Genomic DNA, 17,496 nt, shown 5'->3' on the forward strand with positions numbered 1-17,496 from the left:
TTCCGGGCCGGATCGAAGATGGCCAGGTCGTGCTGGACCCCGCCTCTAGTTCCGGCGCTTCTTCACGCCGCCGCGCTGGCCAGGACGGCCGGCGGTCGAGCGGCCCTTCATCTTCTGCGCCTCTTCCACAGCTTCCTCGACAGCAGACTGCCGGGCAAGCGGGTCGTCGGAAACGGCAAGCTCCACCGCCTCCAGCCGCTTGATTTCGTCGCGCAGGCGGGCGGCTTCCTCGAATTCCAGGTTCTCGGCGGACTTGCGCATCTGCACCCGCAGCGCATCGAGATGCGCGGCAAGGTTCTGACCCACCATCGGCTTGTCCACCTTGGTGGTGATGCGGGACTGATCGGTATCGCCTTGCCACAGGCCTGCCAGCACATCCTCGACGTTCTTCTTCACCGTCTCGGGGGTGATGCCGTGCAACTGGTTGTAGGCCATCTGCTTTTCGCGCCGGCGGTTGGTTTCGGCAATCGCGCGTTCCATGCTGCCGGTGATCCTGTCGGCATACATGATCACCCGCCCTTCGGCATTGCGCGCCGCCCGGCCGATGGTCTGGATCAGCGAGGTTTCCGACCGCAGGAACCCTTCCTTGTCGGCATCCAGAATGGCGACCAGCCCGCATTCGGGAATGTCCAGCCCCTCGCGCAGCAGGTTGATGCCGACCAGCACGTCGAACGCCCCAAGGCGCAGATCGCGCAGGATCTCGATCCGCTCGATCGTGTCGATGTCGCTGTGCATATAGCGGATGCGAATGCCCTGTTCGTGCAGATATTCGGTCAGATCCTCGGCCATGCGCTTGGTCAGCGTGGTGACCAGCACCCGCAGCCCGCGCGCGGCAACCTGGCGGATTTCGTCCAGCACATCATCGACCTGAGTCTTGACCGGGCGGATCTCGACCTCGGGGTCCAGAAGGCCAGTGGGGCGGATCACCTGTTCGGCAAAGACGCCGCCGGCCTGCTCCATCTCCCACTTGGCCGGAGTGGCCGAGACAAACACCGACTGCGGGCGCATCGCGTCCCATTCCTCGAACTTGAGCGGGCGGTTGTCCATGCAGCTGGGCAGGCGGAACCCGTGTTCGGCCAGCGTGAACTTGCGCCGATAGTCGCCCCGATACATCGCGCCGATCTGCGGCACGGTGACGTGGGATTCATCGGCAAAGACAATCGCATTGTCGGGGATGAATTCGAACAGAGTTGGCGGCGGCTCGCCCGGCGCACGGCCGGTCAGATAGCGCGAATAATTCTCGATCCCGCTGCACACGCCTGTCGCCTCGAGCATCTCTAGGTCAAAGTTGGTGCGCTGTTCCAGCCGCTGTGCTTCCAGCAGCTTGCCTTCGTCATTGAGCTGCTTGAGCCGCTGGTGCAGCTCCAGCTTGATGCCCTTGATGGCCTGTTGCAGCGTCGGGCGCGGGGTCACATAGTGGCTGTTCGCATAGATGCGGATCTGCTCGAACGTGTCGGTTTTCGCGCCGGTCAGCGGATCGAATTCGGTGATCGCCTCCAGCTCTTCGCCAAAGAACGAAAACCGCCAGGCCCGATCCTCAAGGTGGGCCGGCCACATCTCGATGACATCGCCGCGCACGCGGAACATGCCGCGCTGGAACGCGGCCTCGTTGCGCTTGTATTGCTGGGCAACCAGCTCGCGGATGAACTCGCGCTGGTCATAAAGGCCGCCGACCTTCAGATCCTGCGTCATCGCCGAATAGGTCTCGACCGAGCCGATGCCGTAGATGCAGCTGACCGAGGCGACGATGATCACATCGTCCCGTTCCAGCAGCGCCCGGGTGGCCGAGTGGCGCATCCGGTCGATCTGTTCATTGATCTGGGATTCTTTCTCGATATAGGTGTCCGTCCGCGGCACATAGGCCTCGGGCTGGTAATAGTCGTAATAGGACACGAAATATTCGACCGAGTTGTCGGGAAAGAACCCCTTGAACTCGCCGTAAAGCTGCGCCGCCAGCGTCTTGTTGGGCGCCAGGATGATGGCAGGGCGCTGCGTTTCCTCGATCACCTTGGCCATGGTAAAGGTCTTGCCGGTGCCGGTGGCGCCCAGCAGAACCTGGTTCTGCTCGCCCGCGGTGACGCCTGCGGCCAGTTCGGCAATCGCCGTGGGCTGGTCGCCCGCCGGCTTGAACGGCGTATGCATCACGAACCGCTTCCCGCCTTCCAGCTTGGGGCGGGTCAGCACGTCGGGGCGCAGGACGGGCATGTTGGTGTTGTTATGGGGCATGGGTGATTCCCTTGGTCGCCCCTAGAGTTGGTCACATTTTGTTCACGTGCAAGGGGGTCAGCCCCGCTTGGCCACCCGCCCGCTGCGCCAGATGGTGAACACGCCGGCCCCCACCACGATCAGCGCCCCGATGAACACGTTCGGCGCGATCACCTCGTTGAACACCGTCACGCCGATGATCGACACGAAGACCAGCTGCAGATAGGCGAAGGGCTGGATCGCGCTGGCCTCGGCCACCTCATAGGCGCGGATCATCAGCCAGTGGCTGAAGATGCCGGTGCAGCAGATCACCGCCATGAAGGCCCAGTCGCGCGGCAGCATCGGTTCCCAGAACAGGATCCCGATGGGCGTCAGCACCACGGTGCCCGCCACACCCGCCCAGAACAGCGAGACCGAGGCACTGTCCTTTTGCCCGACATAGCGGGTCAGCAACCCATACAGCGCAAACAGCAGCGCGGCAAAGATGGCGATCAGCGCCTCGGGCGCAAAGACGGCAAAGCCGGGGCGCAAGATCACCAGCACACCGACAAAGCCGATGGCAATCGCCGTCCAGCGCCGCCAGCCGACCCGCTCGCCCAGCACCGGGCCGGACAGCGCGGCAATCAGCAGCGGATAGGCGGCGAACAACGCATGGGCATTGACCAGCCCCAGCGTGGCAAAGGCCAGCACCGCGATGCAGATTTCAAACGCCAGCAACACCCCGCGAAAGACCTGCAGCCGCGGAAATTGCGACCGCGTCGCGGCCCGAAACCCCTGTGGATGGCGCAGGGCCACCGCAATGACAAAGGCGGCAAAGAACCAGTACCGAACGGTCACCACCATCCAGACATTGTAGGTTTCCGCCAGATGCCGGGAAAACCCGTCCTGAATGGCAAAGACCAGCGTGGTGGCCACCATCAGCCAGATGCCAAGTTTCGTGTTCTGAACCGCCATTCTCAGGCCCCCTTTGTCCGGCCGACCCGCACCAGCGTCACCAGCCCCGCGCCCACCACGACGGCGGCCCCGATCAGCGTTGCCAGCTGCAGCGGCTCGCCAAAGACGGCGACCCCCATCAGCATGACGAACACCAGTTGCAGATAGGCAAAGGGCTGCACCACATTCGCCTCGGCCCGCGTGTAGCAGCGGATCACCAGCCAGTTCGCCAGAATGGCAAAGCCGCCATTTGCCACCGTCAGGCCCCAGTCCTCCAGCGGCATCGGCTGCCAGAACCAGATCCCGATCGCGCTCATCAGCACGGCGCCCAGAATGCCGGACCAGAAAAAGGCCACGAACGAGGGCTCGGCCCGTGTCGCCAACCGGGTCAGCACGGAATACAGCGCGAACAGCGCCGCCGATCCCAGCGCCAGCAGCGCCAGCGGGCTGAACAGATCGCTGCCCGGCCGCAAGATGATCAGGATGCCGCAAAACCCCGCCCCGATCGCCAGCCAGCGCGCCAGCCCCACCCGCTCGCCCAGCACCGGGCCGGACAGCGCCGCAACCAGCAGCGGGCAGACGGCAAAGACCGCATGGGTGTTGATCAGCCCGATCAGCGTGAAGCTGGCAACGATCAGGCAGATCTCCGATATGTGCAGCACCGCCCGCGCCAGGTTCAGCCCCGGCCGCCGCGTGGTGACAGCGGCCCGCAACCCCTGCGGCTGACGCAAGGCCAGCAGCAGAACGAACCCGGCAAAGAACCAGTAGCGGATCATGATGGTCTGCCAGACGGTATATTCGCCGGCCAGATGCCGCGACAGCCCGTCCTGCACCGTCAGGGCCGCCACCGCGCCGATCATCAGCCAGATGCCTGCGCGGTTGTCTTGCGCGGTCATGTCACCCCAGCCTGCCCACGCTCATGTGGCGCTTGTGCCCAAATCCTGCGCGACGCTCTACCTGAAAGCCGGCCGCCTGCAAGGCCCGGCGCACATGGCCCGCAGCCGTATAGGTGGCAAAGCTGCCCTGCGCGCCGGTATGGGCCGCCACCTCGGCCATCAGCGCCTCGCCCCACATCTCGGGGTTCTTGGCGGGGGAAAAGCCGTCCAGGAACCAGGCATCCGCGCGGCCCTGCCAGGCGGGCAGCGTGTCGCGCACATCGCCCACGATCACCTCGGCCTCCAGCCCCTCCATGCGGATCACCCGCGCGCCGCTGGCCCACTGGTCCAGGAACGGGCCGGCAATCGCCTCGGCCTCGGGGAAGGCCTGCAAGGCGCGGGCAATATCGGTCGCGGCCAGCGGATAGCCCTCGAAGCTGGTGAACCGCAGCGGCCCCGCAACCCCGGCCGCCCGCCAGCAGATCAGCGCCGCCAGCATGTTCAGCCCGGTCCCGAACCCCAGCTCGGCCACATGGAACCCCGGCCGGAACCGGCCCGGCAGATCGTTGCCATCCAGAAACACATGCCGCGTTTCCGCCAGCCCGTTGCCCAGCGAGAAATACGGATCGTCAAAGCGCTGCGAGACCGGAACCCCGCCCTCTTTCCACTCCAGCCCGTCTCCTGCGACCATCGCGCCCTTGCCCCTTTGCCTTTTCCAAAATACCCCGGGGGAGGCCGCCATCGGCGGCCGGGGGCAGCGCCCCCTTCTCGGCCCCCGCAAGCGCAAAGGCAAGGCATGAGCGAGATCACCATCCTCGGCGCCGGCATCTTCGGCCTGTCCTGCGCATGGGAGGCCGCAAGGCGCGGCGCCCGCGTGCAGGTGATCGACCCGAATGGTCCCGGCGCCGGTGCCTCGGGCGGGCTGGTCGGGGCACTCGCCCCCCACGCCCCCGAAGGCTGGGCGGCGGCCAAGGCGCTGCAGCTTCAGGCCCTGCTGATGGCGCCGGACTGGTGGTCCGGGGTCGAGGCGGCATCCGGCCTGCCCTCGGGCTATCTGCGCAGCGGCCGGGTGCAACCGCTCACGGATGCCCGCGCCGTCGAACAGGCCCATGCCCGCGCGACTGGTGCGCAAACCCTGTGGCAAGGCCAGGCCCTCTGGCGCGTCCGTCCGGCAGACCGCCCCGGCGATCCGACCAGCCCGACCGGCATGGTCGCCGAAGATACCCTGACCGCCCGCCTGCACCCCCGCATGGCCCTGGCCGCGCTGATCGCCGCGATCCGCGCCCAGGGCGGCACGGTGGAACGCAGCGGCACGGCCCGCGGGCCGGTGATCCATGCGACCGGGGCCGCCGGTCTGCGCGATCTGTCGAATGATCTGGGGCGCGCGGTCGGTCGGGGCGAAAAGGGGCAGGCGCTGTCGCTGGCCTTCGATGCCCGCGACTGGCCACAGATTTATGCGCCTGGCCTGCACATCGTGTTTCACGCCGACGGCACGACGGCCATAGGTTCGACATCCGAGCGCGACTATGACCGCGCCGACGCCACCGACACGCAGCTTGACGCCCTGCACGCCCGTGCCGTCGAGGTGCTGCCCGCCTTGCGCGATGCGCCCATCCTGGCCCGCTGGGCGGGCGAGCGTCCGCGCGCCGCCAGCCGCACCGTTCTGCTGGATGCCTGGCCCGGCAAACCCGGCCATTTCATCGCGAATGGCGGGTTCAAGACCGGCTTTGCCATGGCCCCGCTGGCCGCAGGGCTGCTGATGGACAGGGTGCTGGACGGGGCCGACCGCATTCCTGATGCCTGGCGCATGGCGGGGTAAACCCCGCCATCCCCCAAGGGACCCCAGGCCCGTCAAAGGGCAGCTCTTACCCCTTGGGCGGCCAGACCGGACGATCCAGCTGGAACATGTCCTGCGTGCGGGCATACCAGCCCGACCCATGCATCCGCCCGATCAGCTCCAGCGCCGGCGTGTCGATATGCCCGCGTTCGGCATTGGTCACATAGGGATCGTCGATATGAACCGCGAGAATGCGGCCGATCACCACCGTCTGCTGCGGGCCGGTAACCACGGCCGACAGCGTGGTGCATTCAAAGCTGACCGGGCTTTCGGCAATGCGCGGGGCGCGGATATGGGTGCTGGGGGCCGGGGTCAGCCGGGCGACATCCAGCTCTGACACATCGGCCGGGGCATCGATGCAGGTCAGGTTCATCGCCTCGGCCAGACGTTCGGGCACAAGGTTGACCACGAATTCCCCGGTATCAAGGATATTGCGCGCCGTATCCTTGAACCCCTTGACCGGATCGGCCAGCAGCCCCAGCGCCAGTGTAGGCGGCGTGTGCCCCATCGCATTAAAAAAGCTGTAGGGCGCGGCATTCACCACCCCCGACTTGCCAAGGGTCGAGACCCAGGCAATCGGACGCGGGGTGATCGTGGCCGTCATCAGCTTGTAGCCGATGCCGGGGGCGAGCTTGTCGTAATCGAACCTCATGCTTCGCGCACCGCCTTCTTGGGTTGCGTGTCCACTGTCAGCTGGAACACGTCGGGCCGGGCATAATGGCCCGTGCAGTCGAAATCGAACTTGCCGCGCGCCACGTCCACCGGGTCAAGCGTGGCATACAGCACCGTCTCGCCGCTGAAATCGGGGCCAGCCAGCACCTTGCCCAAAGGCGAGACAATGGCCGATCCGCCCCGCATCATCACGGTATCCGGCGCATCCCCCAGCGCGGATTCGTGATCCGCCGCATAGGCCGCACGGGTGATGTGCTGGCAGGCGGTCAGCACGAAGCACCGCCCCTCCAGCGCGATATGCTGCATGGTGCCCAGCCAGGTGTCACGGTCATCGGCGGTCGGGGCGCAATAGATGGTGACGCCCTGGTGATACATGTGCATCCGCAGGGCCGGCATATAGTTTTCCCAGCAGATCACCGCACCGATCGTGCCGAAATCGGTCTTGAACACCGGCATGGTCGAGCCATCGCCAAAGCCCCAGATCAGCCGCTCGCCCGCTGTGGGCATCAGCTTGCGGTGCTTGCCGACCAGCCCCTTGGCACCATCGAAGTAAAGCGCGGTGCAATAGACCGTGCCGCCATCGCGCTCGATCACGCCGATCACGGCAAAGGCGCCGGTTTCCGCCGTTGCCTCGGCAATCACGGCCACCTCGGGGCCATCAAGGTCGATGGCCGCCGCGTGGTAGCGGGCAAAGGCCTCGCGCCCCTCGGGCTTGCGCATCCCGATCGGAGCGCCAAAGCTCGCCCCCTTGGGATAGCCGCCGATCAGCGCCTCGGGGAAGACCACCAGCCGGGCGCCCTGCCCGGCTGCCTCGCGCAAGGTGGCAGCGGCCTTTTCGGCGGTGGCCAGACTGTCATCTGGCAATGAGGCGATCTGGGCGACGGCGACCTTGAAGGCGGCAGACATGACAGGCGGTCCTTTTGCGGCAAGGGAAGGACCGGGGGTTTCACACCCCCGGACCCCCGTGGGATATTTGAGGACAGATGAAAGGGCGGCCGGGGCGCCGTCAACCCATCGTGGCGTCAATCACCGGATGGCGGATGGTGCCGATGCCTTCGACACAGGCGACCACGGTATCGCCCGGCCACATCCATTCCTGCGGCTTGCGGCCCGCACCAACCCCTTCGGGCGTGCCGGTGGCGATGATGTCGCCCGGCTCCAGCGTGATGCCGCTGGACAGATCGGCGATCAGCTCATCGACCTTGAACAACATCTTGGCCGTGTTGGAGCGCTGCTTTTCGACGCCGTTGATCGTCAGCCACAGATCCAGCACCTGCGGATCGGGGATTTCGTCGGCGGTCACGATGCAGGGACCAAAGGGCGCATAGCTGTCCATGCCCTTGGAAAAGATCCACTGCCCGGCGCGGCGGTTGTCGCGGGCCGACACGTCGATGATCACAGAATACCCAAACACATGATCCAGCGCCTCGGCGCGGTCGACGCGGGTTGCCGTGGTGCCGATGATGACCGCCAGTTCGACCTCCCAGTCAAGCTGCTGGGTGATGGCCTTGTTATGACGGATCGGCTCGCCCGGCCCGATCACCGTGGTCGGCGGCTTGGAAAACACGACCGGCTGCTTCGGCAGATCAGGCGCGGTATCCAGCGCGGTCGAGCTTTCGGCAACGTGGTCCAGGTAGTTCAGCCCGATGCCGAAGATATTCTTGCGCGGGCGCGGGATCGGCGCCAGCAGCTTGACGTTTTTCAGCGCGACGGCCGTTCCGGGCGGGAAATGCCCGTCGCAATCGTCCATCAGCGAGGCCAGCGCCTCGAGCCCCGGGCGGCCCAGGTCGATCAGGCCCAGCATCGAATCGGGCAGCGCTTCATCGAAGGCCGCGCCAAGGCTGGCAACATCGACGACCAGATCATCGGCGATCACGCCAAGACGGGCCGGGGCTTCGACCCCGGCGCGGAAGGTGACAAGTTTCATGCAGTCCTCACTTGATGGGCTGATAGCCGCCGTTTTCGCCAAACGCCTGTTCGCGATACAGGCCCAGGGCACGCATCACCGGCAGATCGCTCAGACAGAACAGGCAGGCATCCTCGGTGGCCGAGCCGTTGACATGTTCGTGCCAGGCCCACGAGGGCACGCAGAAAATGTCACGCTCGGACCAGTCAAAGCGCTTGCCGTTGATGATCGAATGGCCCGACCCCTTGGCGACCGTATACAGATAGCTGCCGGTATGGCGATGCGCCTTGGTATGTTCACCGGGGCGTAGCATCTGCATGCTGGCACCCATGGTGCGCATCACCGGGCCATTGGTGGTGGGGTTGACGTATTCCATCAGCACCCCGTCAAAGGGTGATCCATCGGTGCAGGCCGCATAGCGCGCCAGCGCCTCGTAGGTCGGTTCCCATTCGTATTTGAACATCGGGCTATAGCCCTTGGTCCAGTCGCCGCCGCCCGGCGTCAGGCCCGGATTGCCCCAGGTCTTGGTCATGTCATCGACCGCATAGCCAACGGCCTGGGTCAGATCGGGGTGAACTTCGTAGAAATTCGCCTCCATTGCATTGACAAAGGGAATGTCCAGGCAATCCTGCCAGATGCACGGGCTGCCCTCGGCCGCCACGGCATGTTCATGCCAGGTGCCGTTCGGGGTCAGCACGAAATCGTTGCGGCCCAGCGTCATCTTGTGGCCATCGACCACGGTATAGGCGCCCGCGCCTTCCAGGATGAAACGGATCGCGCTGGCCGAATGGCGGTGCGCCGATGCCGCCTCGCCAGGGTTCATCACCTGAAGGCCCGAGTAGATCCAGCCGACAGCCGCCGCCACATCGTCACGCCCCGGATTGCGCAGATAGATCACCCGGCGCCCTGCCTTTTCCGGCGTCACCAGATCGACCGACCGCAGCACCGGCTCGCGCAATTCGTTCCAGCGCCACAGCATCGGCACGGACGAGGATTGCGGCTCCCAAGGTTCGATCTTGTTCGCCACCGTCCACAGCGCGCCGGCGCCGAAACGGTCGAGATCGTTGTAATATGCCAGCAGCTCGGGCGTGTCTTCGACGTTCGCGCGACCGGCCACATCCTCGCGGTGGTTCTCATGCGGGCGTGCCATCTGGTCCTCCATGGTGGGATCGGGCCGAGTGTGCGACTCGACTGCCCCGAATGCAACAGGATTTTCGAAAATATTGCGCGCGGCGATGCAGCATTTCGCCTTGTTCCAAATATCCTGGGGGGCAGGCGCGCCACCAACGCCTGGCCAGACAGCAAAAAGGGGGGCAAGGCCCCCCTTCGCGACCGGCTGACGCCGACCTCAGAAATCCAGATTCTCGACGCTCAGGGCGTTTTGCTGGATGAACTCGCGCCGCGGTTCGACCACATCGCCCATCAGCTTGGTGAAGATGTCATCCGCCTCGGCCACATCGTCGATGCGCACCTGCAGGAAGGTCCGCGCCTCGGGGTCCAGCGTAGTTTCCCACAGCTGTTCGGGGTTCATCTCGCCCAGGCCCTTGTAGCGTTGCAGCGACAGGCCCTTTTCGCCCTCGGACAGGATGGCCTTGAGCAGGTCGGTCGGCCCGTTCACCGGGACTTCCCGCTCCTTGCGCACCAGACGGCTGCCGCTGACATAGGCGTCGCGCGTCGTGCTGGCGACCTGCGCCAGGCGCCGCGCCTCGCCAGAGCGCAGGACCGCGCCGTCCAGGGTGCGGATCTCCTCGACCCCGCGCAGCACGCGGGCCAGGCGGATGCCCTGATCCTGGGTGATGCGCCCTTGCCAGCCGCGTTCGTATTCCACCGCCACCGCATCGAGGCGCGCGGCGACCTTGTCGGCCACCGCCTGCAGATCGGTCTGCCCGGCATCAAAGGCACCGGCAATCGCCGCCTGTTCCAGGATCGCGCGCGGGTAATGCGTGGGGAAGGCATCAAGGATGCGGCGGAACTGCCGCGCGCCTTCGATGACCCGGCCCAGATCGGCGCCCGCAATCTCTTCGCCCGATCCCAGACGCAGCACCGCGCCTTCGGTGCCCTGCGCGATCAGGTAATCGTCCAGCGCCGCCTGATCCTTGAGGTAAACCTCGGACTTGCCACGCGACACCTTATACAGCGGTGGCTGCGCGATATAGAGATACCCGCCTTCGATCAGCTGCGGCATCTGCCGGAAGAAGAACGTCAGCAGCAGCGTGCGGATATGCGCGCCATCGACGTCGGCATCGGTCATGATGACGACCTTGTGGTAGCGCAGCTTGCCGATGTCGAATTCGTCCCGGCCGATCCCGGTGCCAAGCGCGGTGATCAGCGTGCCGATTTCCGCGCTGGACAGCATCTTGTCGAACCGGGCGCGTTCCACGTTCAGGATCTTGCCGCGCAGCGGCAGCACGGCCTGATTGGCGCGCGACCGGCCCTGCTTGGCCGACCCGCCGGCCGAGTCACCCTCGACCAGGAACAGCTCGGATTTCGACGGATCGCGTTCCTGGCAATCGGCCAGCTTGCCCGGCAGCGACGCCACATCCAGCGCCGTCTTGCGACGCGTCAGCTCGCGTGCCTTGCGGGCGGCCTCGCGCGCCAGTGCGGCCTCGATGATCTTGCCGACGATGGATTTGGCCGGGCCGGGGTTTTCCTCGAACCATTCGGCCAGCTTTTCGTTGACAAGGTTCTCGACCGCCGGGCGCACCTCGGATGAGACCAGCTTGTCCTTGGTCTGGCTCGAGAATTTCGGATCCGGCACCTTGACCGACAGAACGCAGGTCAGCCCTTCGCGCGCGTCGTCGCCGGTGAAATCCACCTTCTCGCGCTTGGCGATGCCGCTGGTCTGGGCATAGCTGTTGATCGTGCGCGTCAGCGCGCCGCGGAACCCGGCAAGGTGGGTGCCGCCATCGCGCTGGGGAATGTTGTTGGTGAACGGCAGCACGTTTTCGTGGTAGCTGTCGTTCCACCACATGGCGATTTCCACGCCGATGCCGTTCTTTTCCCCGACCATATAGATCGGTTCAGCCATCACCGCCGTCTTGGATCGGTCAAGGTATTTGACGAATTCCTTGACCCCGCCGTCATAGAACAGCTCGGTCCGCAGGGGTTCGGCCGGGCGCTCATCTTCAATGATGATGCGCACGCCGGAATTCAGGAACGCCAGTTCCCGCAGCCGCGTTTCCAGCGTCTTGAAGCTGTAATCGAGGTTCGAGAAGGTGCCATCCGGCCGGTTCGTCTTGGCCGAGGCCATGAACCTCACCTCGGTCCCCCGCTCGCCCGGCGCAGGACCGACCGGATGGACATGGACAACGCATTCGCCATGCTCGAACCGGGCGCGGTATTCGGTATCGTTGCGCCAGACCCGCAGCTCCAGCCATTCCGACAGCGCGTTGACGACCGAAACGCCCACCCCGTGCAGACCGCCCGAGACCTTGTAGGCGTTGCCGCCTTCGTCGGTGTTGTTGAATTTGCCGCCGGCGTGCAGCTGGGTCATGATGACCTCGGCCGCCGAGACGCCTTCCTCGGCATGAATGTCGATCGGGATCCCGCGCCCGTTGTCACGCACGGAAACGCTGGAATCGGCATGGATCTTGACCGTCACCGCGGTCGCATGGCCGGCCAGCGCCTCGTCGATGCCGTTGTCCACGACCTCATAGACCATGTGATGCAGGCCGCTGCCATCGTCGGTGTCGCCGATGTACATGCCGGGACGTTTGCGGACCGCCTCCAACCCCTTGAGAACCTTGATGGAATCGGCGCCGTATTCGTCGGCCTTCCGTGCTGCTTCGGCCATGCCTGCCTTACCCTTCACGTTGCCCGCAGGTTATAGCTGCGGGGGGCGGGATTGTCACGCCTTGGGCGCGCTTTTCCGCCTCATGTAAAGGGAATGACCAGCCCGACCAGAACCAGCAGGACGCCCGACCCGACATTCAGCCGCCGCACGGCCTGCGGGCTCGACAGCAGCCGCCGCGCGCGGTCCAGGAACAGCGCAAGGCACAGGTTCCCCAGCATCGGCACGATGGCCGAGATCACCAGGATCGCGGCAATATCCGGCACCGTCACCCGGGACAGATCGAAGAACCCCGGCAGAAAGCCCATGTAGAACAGGATCGCCTTGGGGTTGCCGATCACCGCCGCCACGCCCACCGAAAAGCCGGCCCAGATACCGGGCCGCGTCATGCGGCTGTCGGTGCCCGGCGCGGCCGCCGGCTTGCGGATCAGCAAGATGCCCATCACGATGAACACCCCCGCCGCAATCCAGCGCAGCACGGTCAGCGCATCGCCATACAGCGACAGCACCCAGGCCAGCCCCAGAATGGCACACAGCGGCCACAGCAGATCGCCCAGCGCCACGCCCACCGCCAGCGGCCAGGCCGCCGCCATGCCCCCCGACAGCGCCCGCGCCGTCAGCGCCACCCAGACCGGGCCGGGCACCGCCCAAAGACCCGCCATGCCCAGGGCATAGAGGGCAAGTTCACCAAGCGTCACGGTCATGGCAGGGTCAGACTCCCGTCTTCGGACAGCGGCCAGAAGGGGTTCATCGCCACCTCCCAGACATGGCCATCCGGGTCGGCCCAATAGCCGGAATAGCCGCCCCAGAACACTTTTTCCGGCCGTTTCAGCGCACTCGCCCCCGCCGCCAGCGCGGCGGCAAAGGCGGCGTCCACCTCGGCCTCGGTGGCAAAGTTCTGCGCCAGCGTCACGGCGCCGGTGCCCAGCGTCGCCCCAGGCCGGCCCTGATCCGCCGCCAGATCGGCCAGCCCGAACAGCGCCAGCACGGCCCCCTGCATCTGAAAGAACGCAACCCCCGGCTGGCTTTGGCCATGTTCAACCCAGCCAAGCCGGGCATAGAACGCCCGCGCGGCGGCCAGATCGGCCACACCAAGGGTTGTCAGTGTCACACGTTGCGGGGTCATGCCGCGATCACCTCTGAAACACCGCCGCTTTCGGCAACGGCAAAACCCTGCGCCCTTGCGCCCAATGTCTCGAACAGCCCTGCCTCGGTCCCGGTCAGAAAGGCCTGAGCCCCCAGCGCGCAGATTTCGTCATACAGCGCCGCCCGGCGGCCAGGGTCAAGATGCGCTGCAACCTCGTCCAGCAAGATCAGCGGCGGGCGCCCCAGATCCTCGGCCGCAATCCGGGCGCTGGCCAGGATCAGCGAGATCAGCAGCGCCTTCTGCTCGCCGGTGGAACATTGCGCGGCGGGCATCGACTTGGCGGCCCAGACGGCCCGCAGATCGGCCCGGTGCGGGCCCGACAGGCTGCGCCCCGCCGCCATGTCCCGGCGCCGCCCCGCCACCAGCGCGGCGGCCAGATCGTCCGCCCCCTCGCCCGCGTCCAGCTCCAGCATGGCAGCAGGAAAGGCACCATCAACCTGCGCCGACTGCAACCGCGCCACCACATCGCGCCGCGCCTCGGTGATCCGCGCGCCGGCCTCGACCATCCGCGCCTCGATGGCGCCATACCAGGCCGCGTCCTGCACCTGATCCTTCAGCAGCCGGTTGCGCTCGCGCATGGCGCGCTCATAGTCCAGCGCGGCCTCGGCGTGACCGGCATGCAAGCTCAGGACCAGCCGGTCCAGAAACCGCCGACGCCCCTCGGGGGCCTCGATCCACAGCCGGTCCATGGCGGGCACCAGCCAGACCACCCGCGCCAGCGCGCCCATCGCCGCCTGCGTTGCGGCCTTGCCGTCAATCTTTACCTGACGGCCGGCGCCCTCGGCCCAGGTCTCGACCTCGTGGCCCTCGACGATGGCCGCCACCTTCCAGCCCGCCGCATCGGGGCGCCGCCCGATGTCCTCGGCAGCAGCGCGGCGCAGACCACGCCCCGGCGACAGCAGCGAAATCGCTTCAAGGATATTGGTCTTGCCTGCCCCGTTCGGCCCCCAGATCGCCACGGGCCGGCCGTCAAACTCCAGCCGCAAGGCCCTGTGGCTGCGGAACATGGCCAGCCGCAACATGCTCAGCATCCCGCGGCCTCGTCCACTTTGCCTTTTTGCAAATACCCCACGGGGGCCCGGGGGTGTGAAACCCCCGGTTCCACATCCGTCACACGCGCATCGGCATGACGACATAGACCGCCGACATGTCGTTCCCTTCGCGCATCAAGGTCGGATCGCCCGAGGAGTTGAACAGGAACACCGCATTCTCGCGGTCAACCTGGCTGGCGATTTCCAGCAGGTATTTCGCGTTGAACCCGATCTCCAGCCGCTCATCGCCATAGGCGACGACCAGCTCTTCCTCGGCTGCACCCGAATCCGGGGCGTTGACCGACAGGACCAGACGGTCCTCGTCAAGGCTCAGCTTCACCGCCCGGCTGCGCTCGGACGACACCGTCGCCACGCGATCCACCGCCTTGGCGAAATCGCCGGCGTCAACCTCCAGCCGGCGCGAATTGCCGACCGGGATCACGCGGGTATAGTCGGGGAACGTCCCGTCGATCACCTTCGAGGTCAGGGTGATCGTCGGCGTGGCAAAGCGCACCTTGGTTTCGGAAACCGACACGGCGATCTGCGCCTCGTCGTCATCCAGCAGCTTGCGCAGCTCGCCCACCGTCTTGCGCGGCACGATCACGCCCGGCATTCCGGTCGCGCCGTCGGGCAGCGGCGCGTCGATGCGCGCCAGCCGGTGCCCGTCGGTCGCCACGCAGCGCAGCACCGGGCCTTCGTCGCCCTGTGCGGTGTGCATGTAGACGCCGTTCAGGTAATAGCGCGTCTCTTCGGTGGAAATCGCGAATTTCGCCTTGTCGAACAGCCGGCGCAGCACCGGCGCAGGGGCCGAGAAGTTCGAGACATATTCCGACGACGCCATGACCGGGAAATCCTCGCGCGGCAGCGTCGCAAGATTGAAGGTGGAACGCCCCGCCTCGATCACCAGACGGCCGCTTGCCGCCTCGTCCGTCAGCGTGACCAGCGCGCCATCGGGCAGCTTGCGCACGATTTCATGCAGCATGACGGCCGAAACCGTGGTCGCGCCCGGGCGTTCGACCTGGGCGGCGGCCTTGTCCACCACCTCGATATCCAGATCGGTGGCGCGGAACGACACGCCCGCCCCTTCGGCCTCGATCAGCACATTCGCAAGGATCGGAATCGTGTTGCGCCGCTCGACCACCGACTGGGCCTGCGCCACGGCTTTCAGAAGCGTCGCGCGCTCGATGCTGAACTTCATCCGAACCCCCTGTGTTCTTGCCCGCCGGGCGGCAGCCCCCGGGGCCACGAAACTACCCGGTTTCCTGCGACAGACAAGGGGGTTGGCGGCACAAAGCGCCGCGAAAGACCCCTGCAAGACGTCCGGCGCGCGGCTTGGGTGGCTGCGGGCCGCCCTGCGCCCTTGTGACGCGCGGGCGGCCGCCCCCTTACATCATCCCCGGCACCACCTGATCCGGCGGGCGGTGCCCATCGGCAAAGGTCTTGATGTTGAGGATCACCTTCTCGCCCATCTCGATCCGGCCCTCGATGGTGGCCGAGCCCATATGCGGCAGCAGCACCACGTTCGGCAGCTCGCGCAGCACGGGGTTGATCTCGGCGCCGTGTTCATAGACGTCCAGCCCTGCCCCGGCCAGCTCGCCCCCCTTCAGCGCGCGCACCAGCGCGTTTTCGTCGATCACCTCGCCGCGCGAGGTGTTCACGATCACCGCCGAGGGCTTCATCAGCTTCAGCCGCCGGGCATTGAGCAGATGGAAGGTCGAAGGCGTGTGCGGGCAGTTGATCGACAGAACATCGACCCGCGCCAGCATCTGGTCCAGGCTTTCCCAGAATGTCGCCTCGACCTCGCCCTCGACCTCGGGGCGCAGGCGGCGGCGGTTGTGATAATGGATCTGCATGCCAAAGGCGCGCGCGCGGCGGGCAACGGCCAGACCGATGCGGCCCATGCCCAGAATGCCCAGCCGTCGACCGCCCACGCGGTGCCCCAGATGCGCCATCGGCGACCAGCCTTGCCAGTTGCCGCCCATCATCTCGCTGATGCCTTCGGGAACCTTGCGCAAGACGCCCAGAATCAGCGCCATGGCCATGTCTGCAGTATCGTCCGACAGAACGCCCGGCGTGTTGGACACCAGAATCCCGCGCTGCCGCGCCGTCGCCACGTCGATATGATCGACCCCGGCGCCATAGTTGGCGATCAGCCGCAGCCGATCGCCCGCCTGCGCCAGCAGATTGGCGTCGATCTGGTCGGTCACGCAGGGCACCAGCACATCGGCGGCGCGCATCGCGGCGGCCAGCTCGTCACGGCTCATCCGCGTGTCAGGGTCGCGCAGCGTCACGTCGAACAGTTCGGTCATCCGGGTCTCGACCGCCTCGGGCAACCGTCGCGTCACGACAACACTCAGCCTTTTCGCGGGCATGTGATACCTCCCTGCACTTCCAAATCGCCGCCTGTTTTGGCAAGGTGGCGCAAGCGCGCGCCGGGCACAAGCACCCGCTCGCCCGCAACAGCAGCGACGCGGCAAAAAGACCGCGCGACCCAGCAAGCGGTGGCGCAAGACGCCGCAAGGACAGGCAAACAGATGCGTCAGGCGATATTCGCGCTGGGATTGGCGGCCGCGACGCTGGCCCTGAGCGGCAGCGCACCAGCCCAGACCAGCGAGGGCGAAGAGACCTCCGGCGTCACCCGCAGCGGGCAGAAGGACTGCCCGCCGGGCATCGGCTGCGTGACCCGCCGGCCGCTGCCGCGCTATGTCTCGGTCAAGGGCAGCGAGGCCCGCGCCCGCCGTGGCCCTGGCCAGGATCACCGCGTCGACTGGGTCTACAAGCGCCCCGGCCTGCCGCTGAAAGTGACCGCCGAATATGAAAACTGGCGCCGGGTCGAGGATTCCGAAGGCGCGGGCGGCTGGATGCACTATGCGCTGCTGTCGCCCACGCGCACCGCGATCGTGACCCAGGACATGGCCGAGCTGCGCGCCTCGCCCGAGGCCGGGGCAACGGTCGTCGCGCGGGCGCAGAACGGTGTCATTGCCCGGCTGCTGGAATGCCAGCCCGACTGGTGCCGCGTTTCGGCCGATGGCACGCGCGGATGGATGCCCAAGTCCGCCATGTGGGGCGTCGAGCCGGGCGAGACCTTCGACTGACCCCG

The 17,496-nt window shown here is 66.4% G+C and carries 16 protein-coding genes; 2 read left to right on the forward strand and 14 right to left on the reverse strand.

All coding sequences use genetic code 11. From position 1 onward, the window contains the following. Positions 1–45: 45 nt before the first annotated feature. Genes uvrB through mnmC2 form a run of 4 tightly spaced genes read right to left on the reverse strand, consistent with a single transcriptional unit; the run spans position 46 to position 4,704 of the window. Positions 46–2,226 carry an excinuclease ABC subunit UvrB gene (uvrB, locus tag G481_RS0121270; protein ID WP_028031794.1) on the reverse strand — a complete coding sequence of 727 codons (2,181 nt, stop codon included), beginning with the start codon at positions 2,224–2,226 and terminating at the stop codon, positions 46–48. A gap of 57 nt (positions 2,227–2,283) precedes the next feature. Continuing rightward, positions 2,284–3,159 carry a DMT family transporter gene (locus tag G481_RS0121275; protein WP_028031795.1) on the reverse strand — a complete coding sequence of 292 codons (876 nt, stop codon included), beginning with the start codon at positions 3,157–3,159 and terminating at the stop codon, positions 2,284–2,286. Positions 3,160–3,161: 2 nt separating this feature from the next. Then, the gene (locus G481_RS0121280; RefSeq protein WP_028031796.1) at positions 3,162–4,034 is read right to left on the reverse strand and encodes a DMT family transporter; all 873 of its coding nucleotides are present in this window, start codon (positions 4,032–4,034) and stop codon (positions 3,162–3,164) included. A 1-nt stretch (position 4,035) separates the two neighbouring features. Then, entirely contained in the window at positions 4,036–4,704 is a 669-nt protein-coding gene (mnmC2, locus tag G481_RS0121285; protein WP_035026905.1) for a tRNA (5-methylaminomethyl-2-thiouridine)(34)-methyltransferase MnmC2, read from the reverse strand. A gap of 105 nt (positions 4,705–4,809) precedes the next feature. On the opposite strand from mnmC2, the gene G481_RS0121290 reads away from it, so the two are divergent. Continuing rightward, on the forward strand, positions 4,810–5,832 hold the full coding sequence (locus G481_RS0121290) for an NAD(P)/FAD-dependent oxidoreductase (RefSeq protein ID WP_028031798.1): 1,023 nt from the start codon (positions 4,810–4,812) through the stop codon (positions 5,830–5,832). Positions 5,833–5,878: 46 nt separating this feature from the next. Here the strand turns inward: G481_RS0121290 and G481_RS0121295 are convergent, their stop codons facing one another. The 10 genes from G481_RS0121295 to G481_RS0121340 form a co-directional block, all read right to left on the reverse strand. After that, the gene (locus G481_RS0121295; RefSeq protein WP_028031799.1) at positions 5,879–6,502 is read right to left on the reverse strand and encodes a flavin reductase family protein; all 624 of its coding nucleotides are present in this window, start codon (positions 6,500–6,502) and stop codon (positions 5,879–5,881) included. Next, complete coding sequence (locus G481_RS0121300) at positions 6,499–7,428, reverse strand: carbon-nitrogen hydrolase family protein (RefSeq protein WP_028031800.1); 930 nt, start codon at positions 7,426–7,428, stop codon at positions 6,499–6,501. Before G481_RS0121300 ends, G481_RS0121295 begins: the two co-directional genes overlap by 4 nt. A 100-nt stretch (positions 7,429–7,528) precedes the next feature. After that, the gene (locus G481_RS0121305) at positions 7,529–8,449 is read right to left on the reverse strand and encodes a fumarylacetoacetate hydrolase family protein (RefSeq protein ID WP_028031801.1); all 921 of its coding nucleotides are present in this window, start codon (positions 8,447–8,449) and stop codon (positions 7,529–7,531) included. A 7-nt stretch (positions 8,450–8,456) separates the two neighbouring features. Beyond that, on the reverse strand, positions 8,457–9,578 hold the full coding sequence (locus G481_RS0121310; RefSeq protein WP_028031802.1) for a cupin domain-containing protein: 1,122 nt from the start codon (positions 9,576–9,578) through the stop codon (positions 8,457–8,459). Between the two features lie 198 nt (positions 9,579–9,776). Continuing rightward, positions 9,777–12,221 (reverse strand): DNA topoisomerase (ATP-hydrolyzing) subunit B, encoded by a 2,445-nt coding sequence (gene gyrB, locus G481_RS0121315; RefSeq protein WP_028031803.1) that lies wholly within the window; start codon positions 12,219–12,221, stop codon positions 9,777–9,779. 80 nt (positions 12,222–12,301) lie between these two features. Continuing rightward, positions 12,302–12,922 (reverse strand): LysE family translocator, encoded by a 621-nt coding sequence (locus G481_RS0121320; protein ID WP_028031804.1) that lies wholly within the window; start codon positions 12,920–12,922, stop codon positions 12,302–12,304. Further along, positions 12,919–13,344 (reverse strand): VOC family protein, encoded by a 426-nt coding sequence (locus G481_RS0121325; RefSeq protein WP_028031805.1) that lies wholly within the window; start codon positions 13,342–13,344, stop codon positions 12,919–12,921. The genes G481_RS0121320 and G481_RS0121325 overlap by 4 nt, the downstream gene beginning before the upstream one ends. After that, positions 13,341–14,396: a DNA replication/repair protein RecF gene (recF, locus tag G481_RS0121330; RefSeq protein ID WP_028031806.1), complete on the reverse strand. Its 1,056-nt coding sequence runs from the start codon at positions 14,394–14,396 to the stop codon at positions 13,341–13,343. The genes G481_RS0121325 and recF overlap by 4 nt, the downstream gene beginning before the upstream one ends. 79 nt (positions 14,397–14,475) lie before the next feature. Beyond that, positions 14,476–15,594, reverse strand: a complete 1,119-nt coding sequence (dnaN, locus tag G481_RS0121335) for a DNA polymerase III subunit beta (protein WP_028031807.1) — start codon at positions 15,592–15,594, stop codon at positions 14,476–14,478. A 187-nt stretch (positions 15,595–15,781) separates the two neighbouring features. After that, entirely contained in the window at positions 15,782–16,768 is a 987-nt protein-coding gene (locus G481_RS0121340) for a 2-hydroxyacid dehydrogenase (RefSeq protein WP_028031808.1), read from the reverse strand. Between the two features lie 162 nt (positions 16,769–16,930). Between G481_RS0121340 and G481_RS0121345 the strand changes: the two genes are divergently transcribed. Continuing rightward, a complete protein-coding gene (locus tag G481_RS0121345; RefSeq protein ID WP_035026908.1) occupies positions 16,931–17,491 on the forward strand; it encodes an SH3 domain-containing protein in 561 nt (186 codons plus the stop codon). Positions 17,492–17,496 lie beyond the last annotated feature (5 nt).

The sequence above is a fragment of the Gemmobacter nectariphilus DSM 15620 genome (genome assembly GCF_000429765.1).
In the GTDB taxonomy this organism is placed as follows: domain Bacteria; phylum Pseudomonadota; class Alphaproteobacteria; order Rhodobacterales; family Rhodobacteraceae; genus Wagnerdoeblera; species Wagnerdoeblera nectariphila.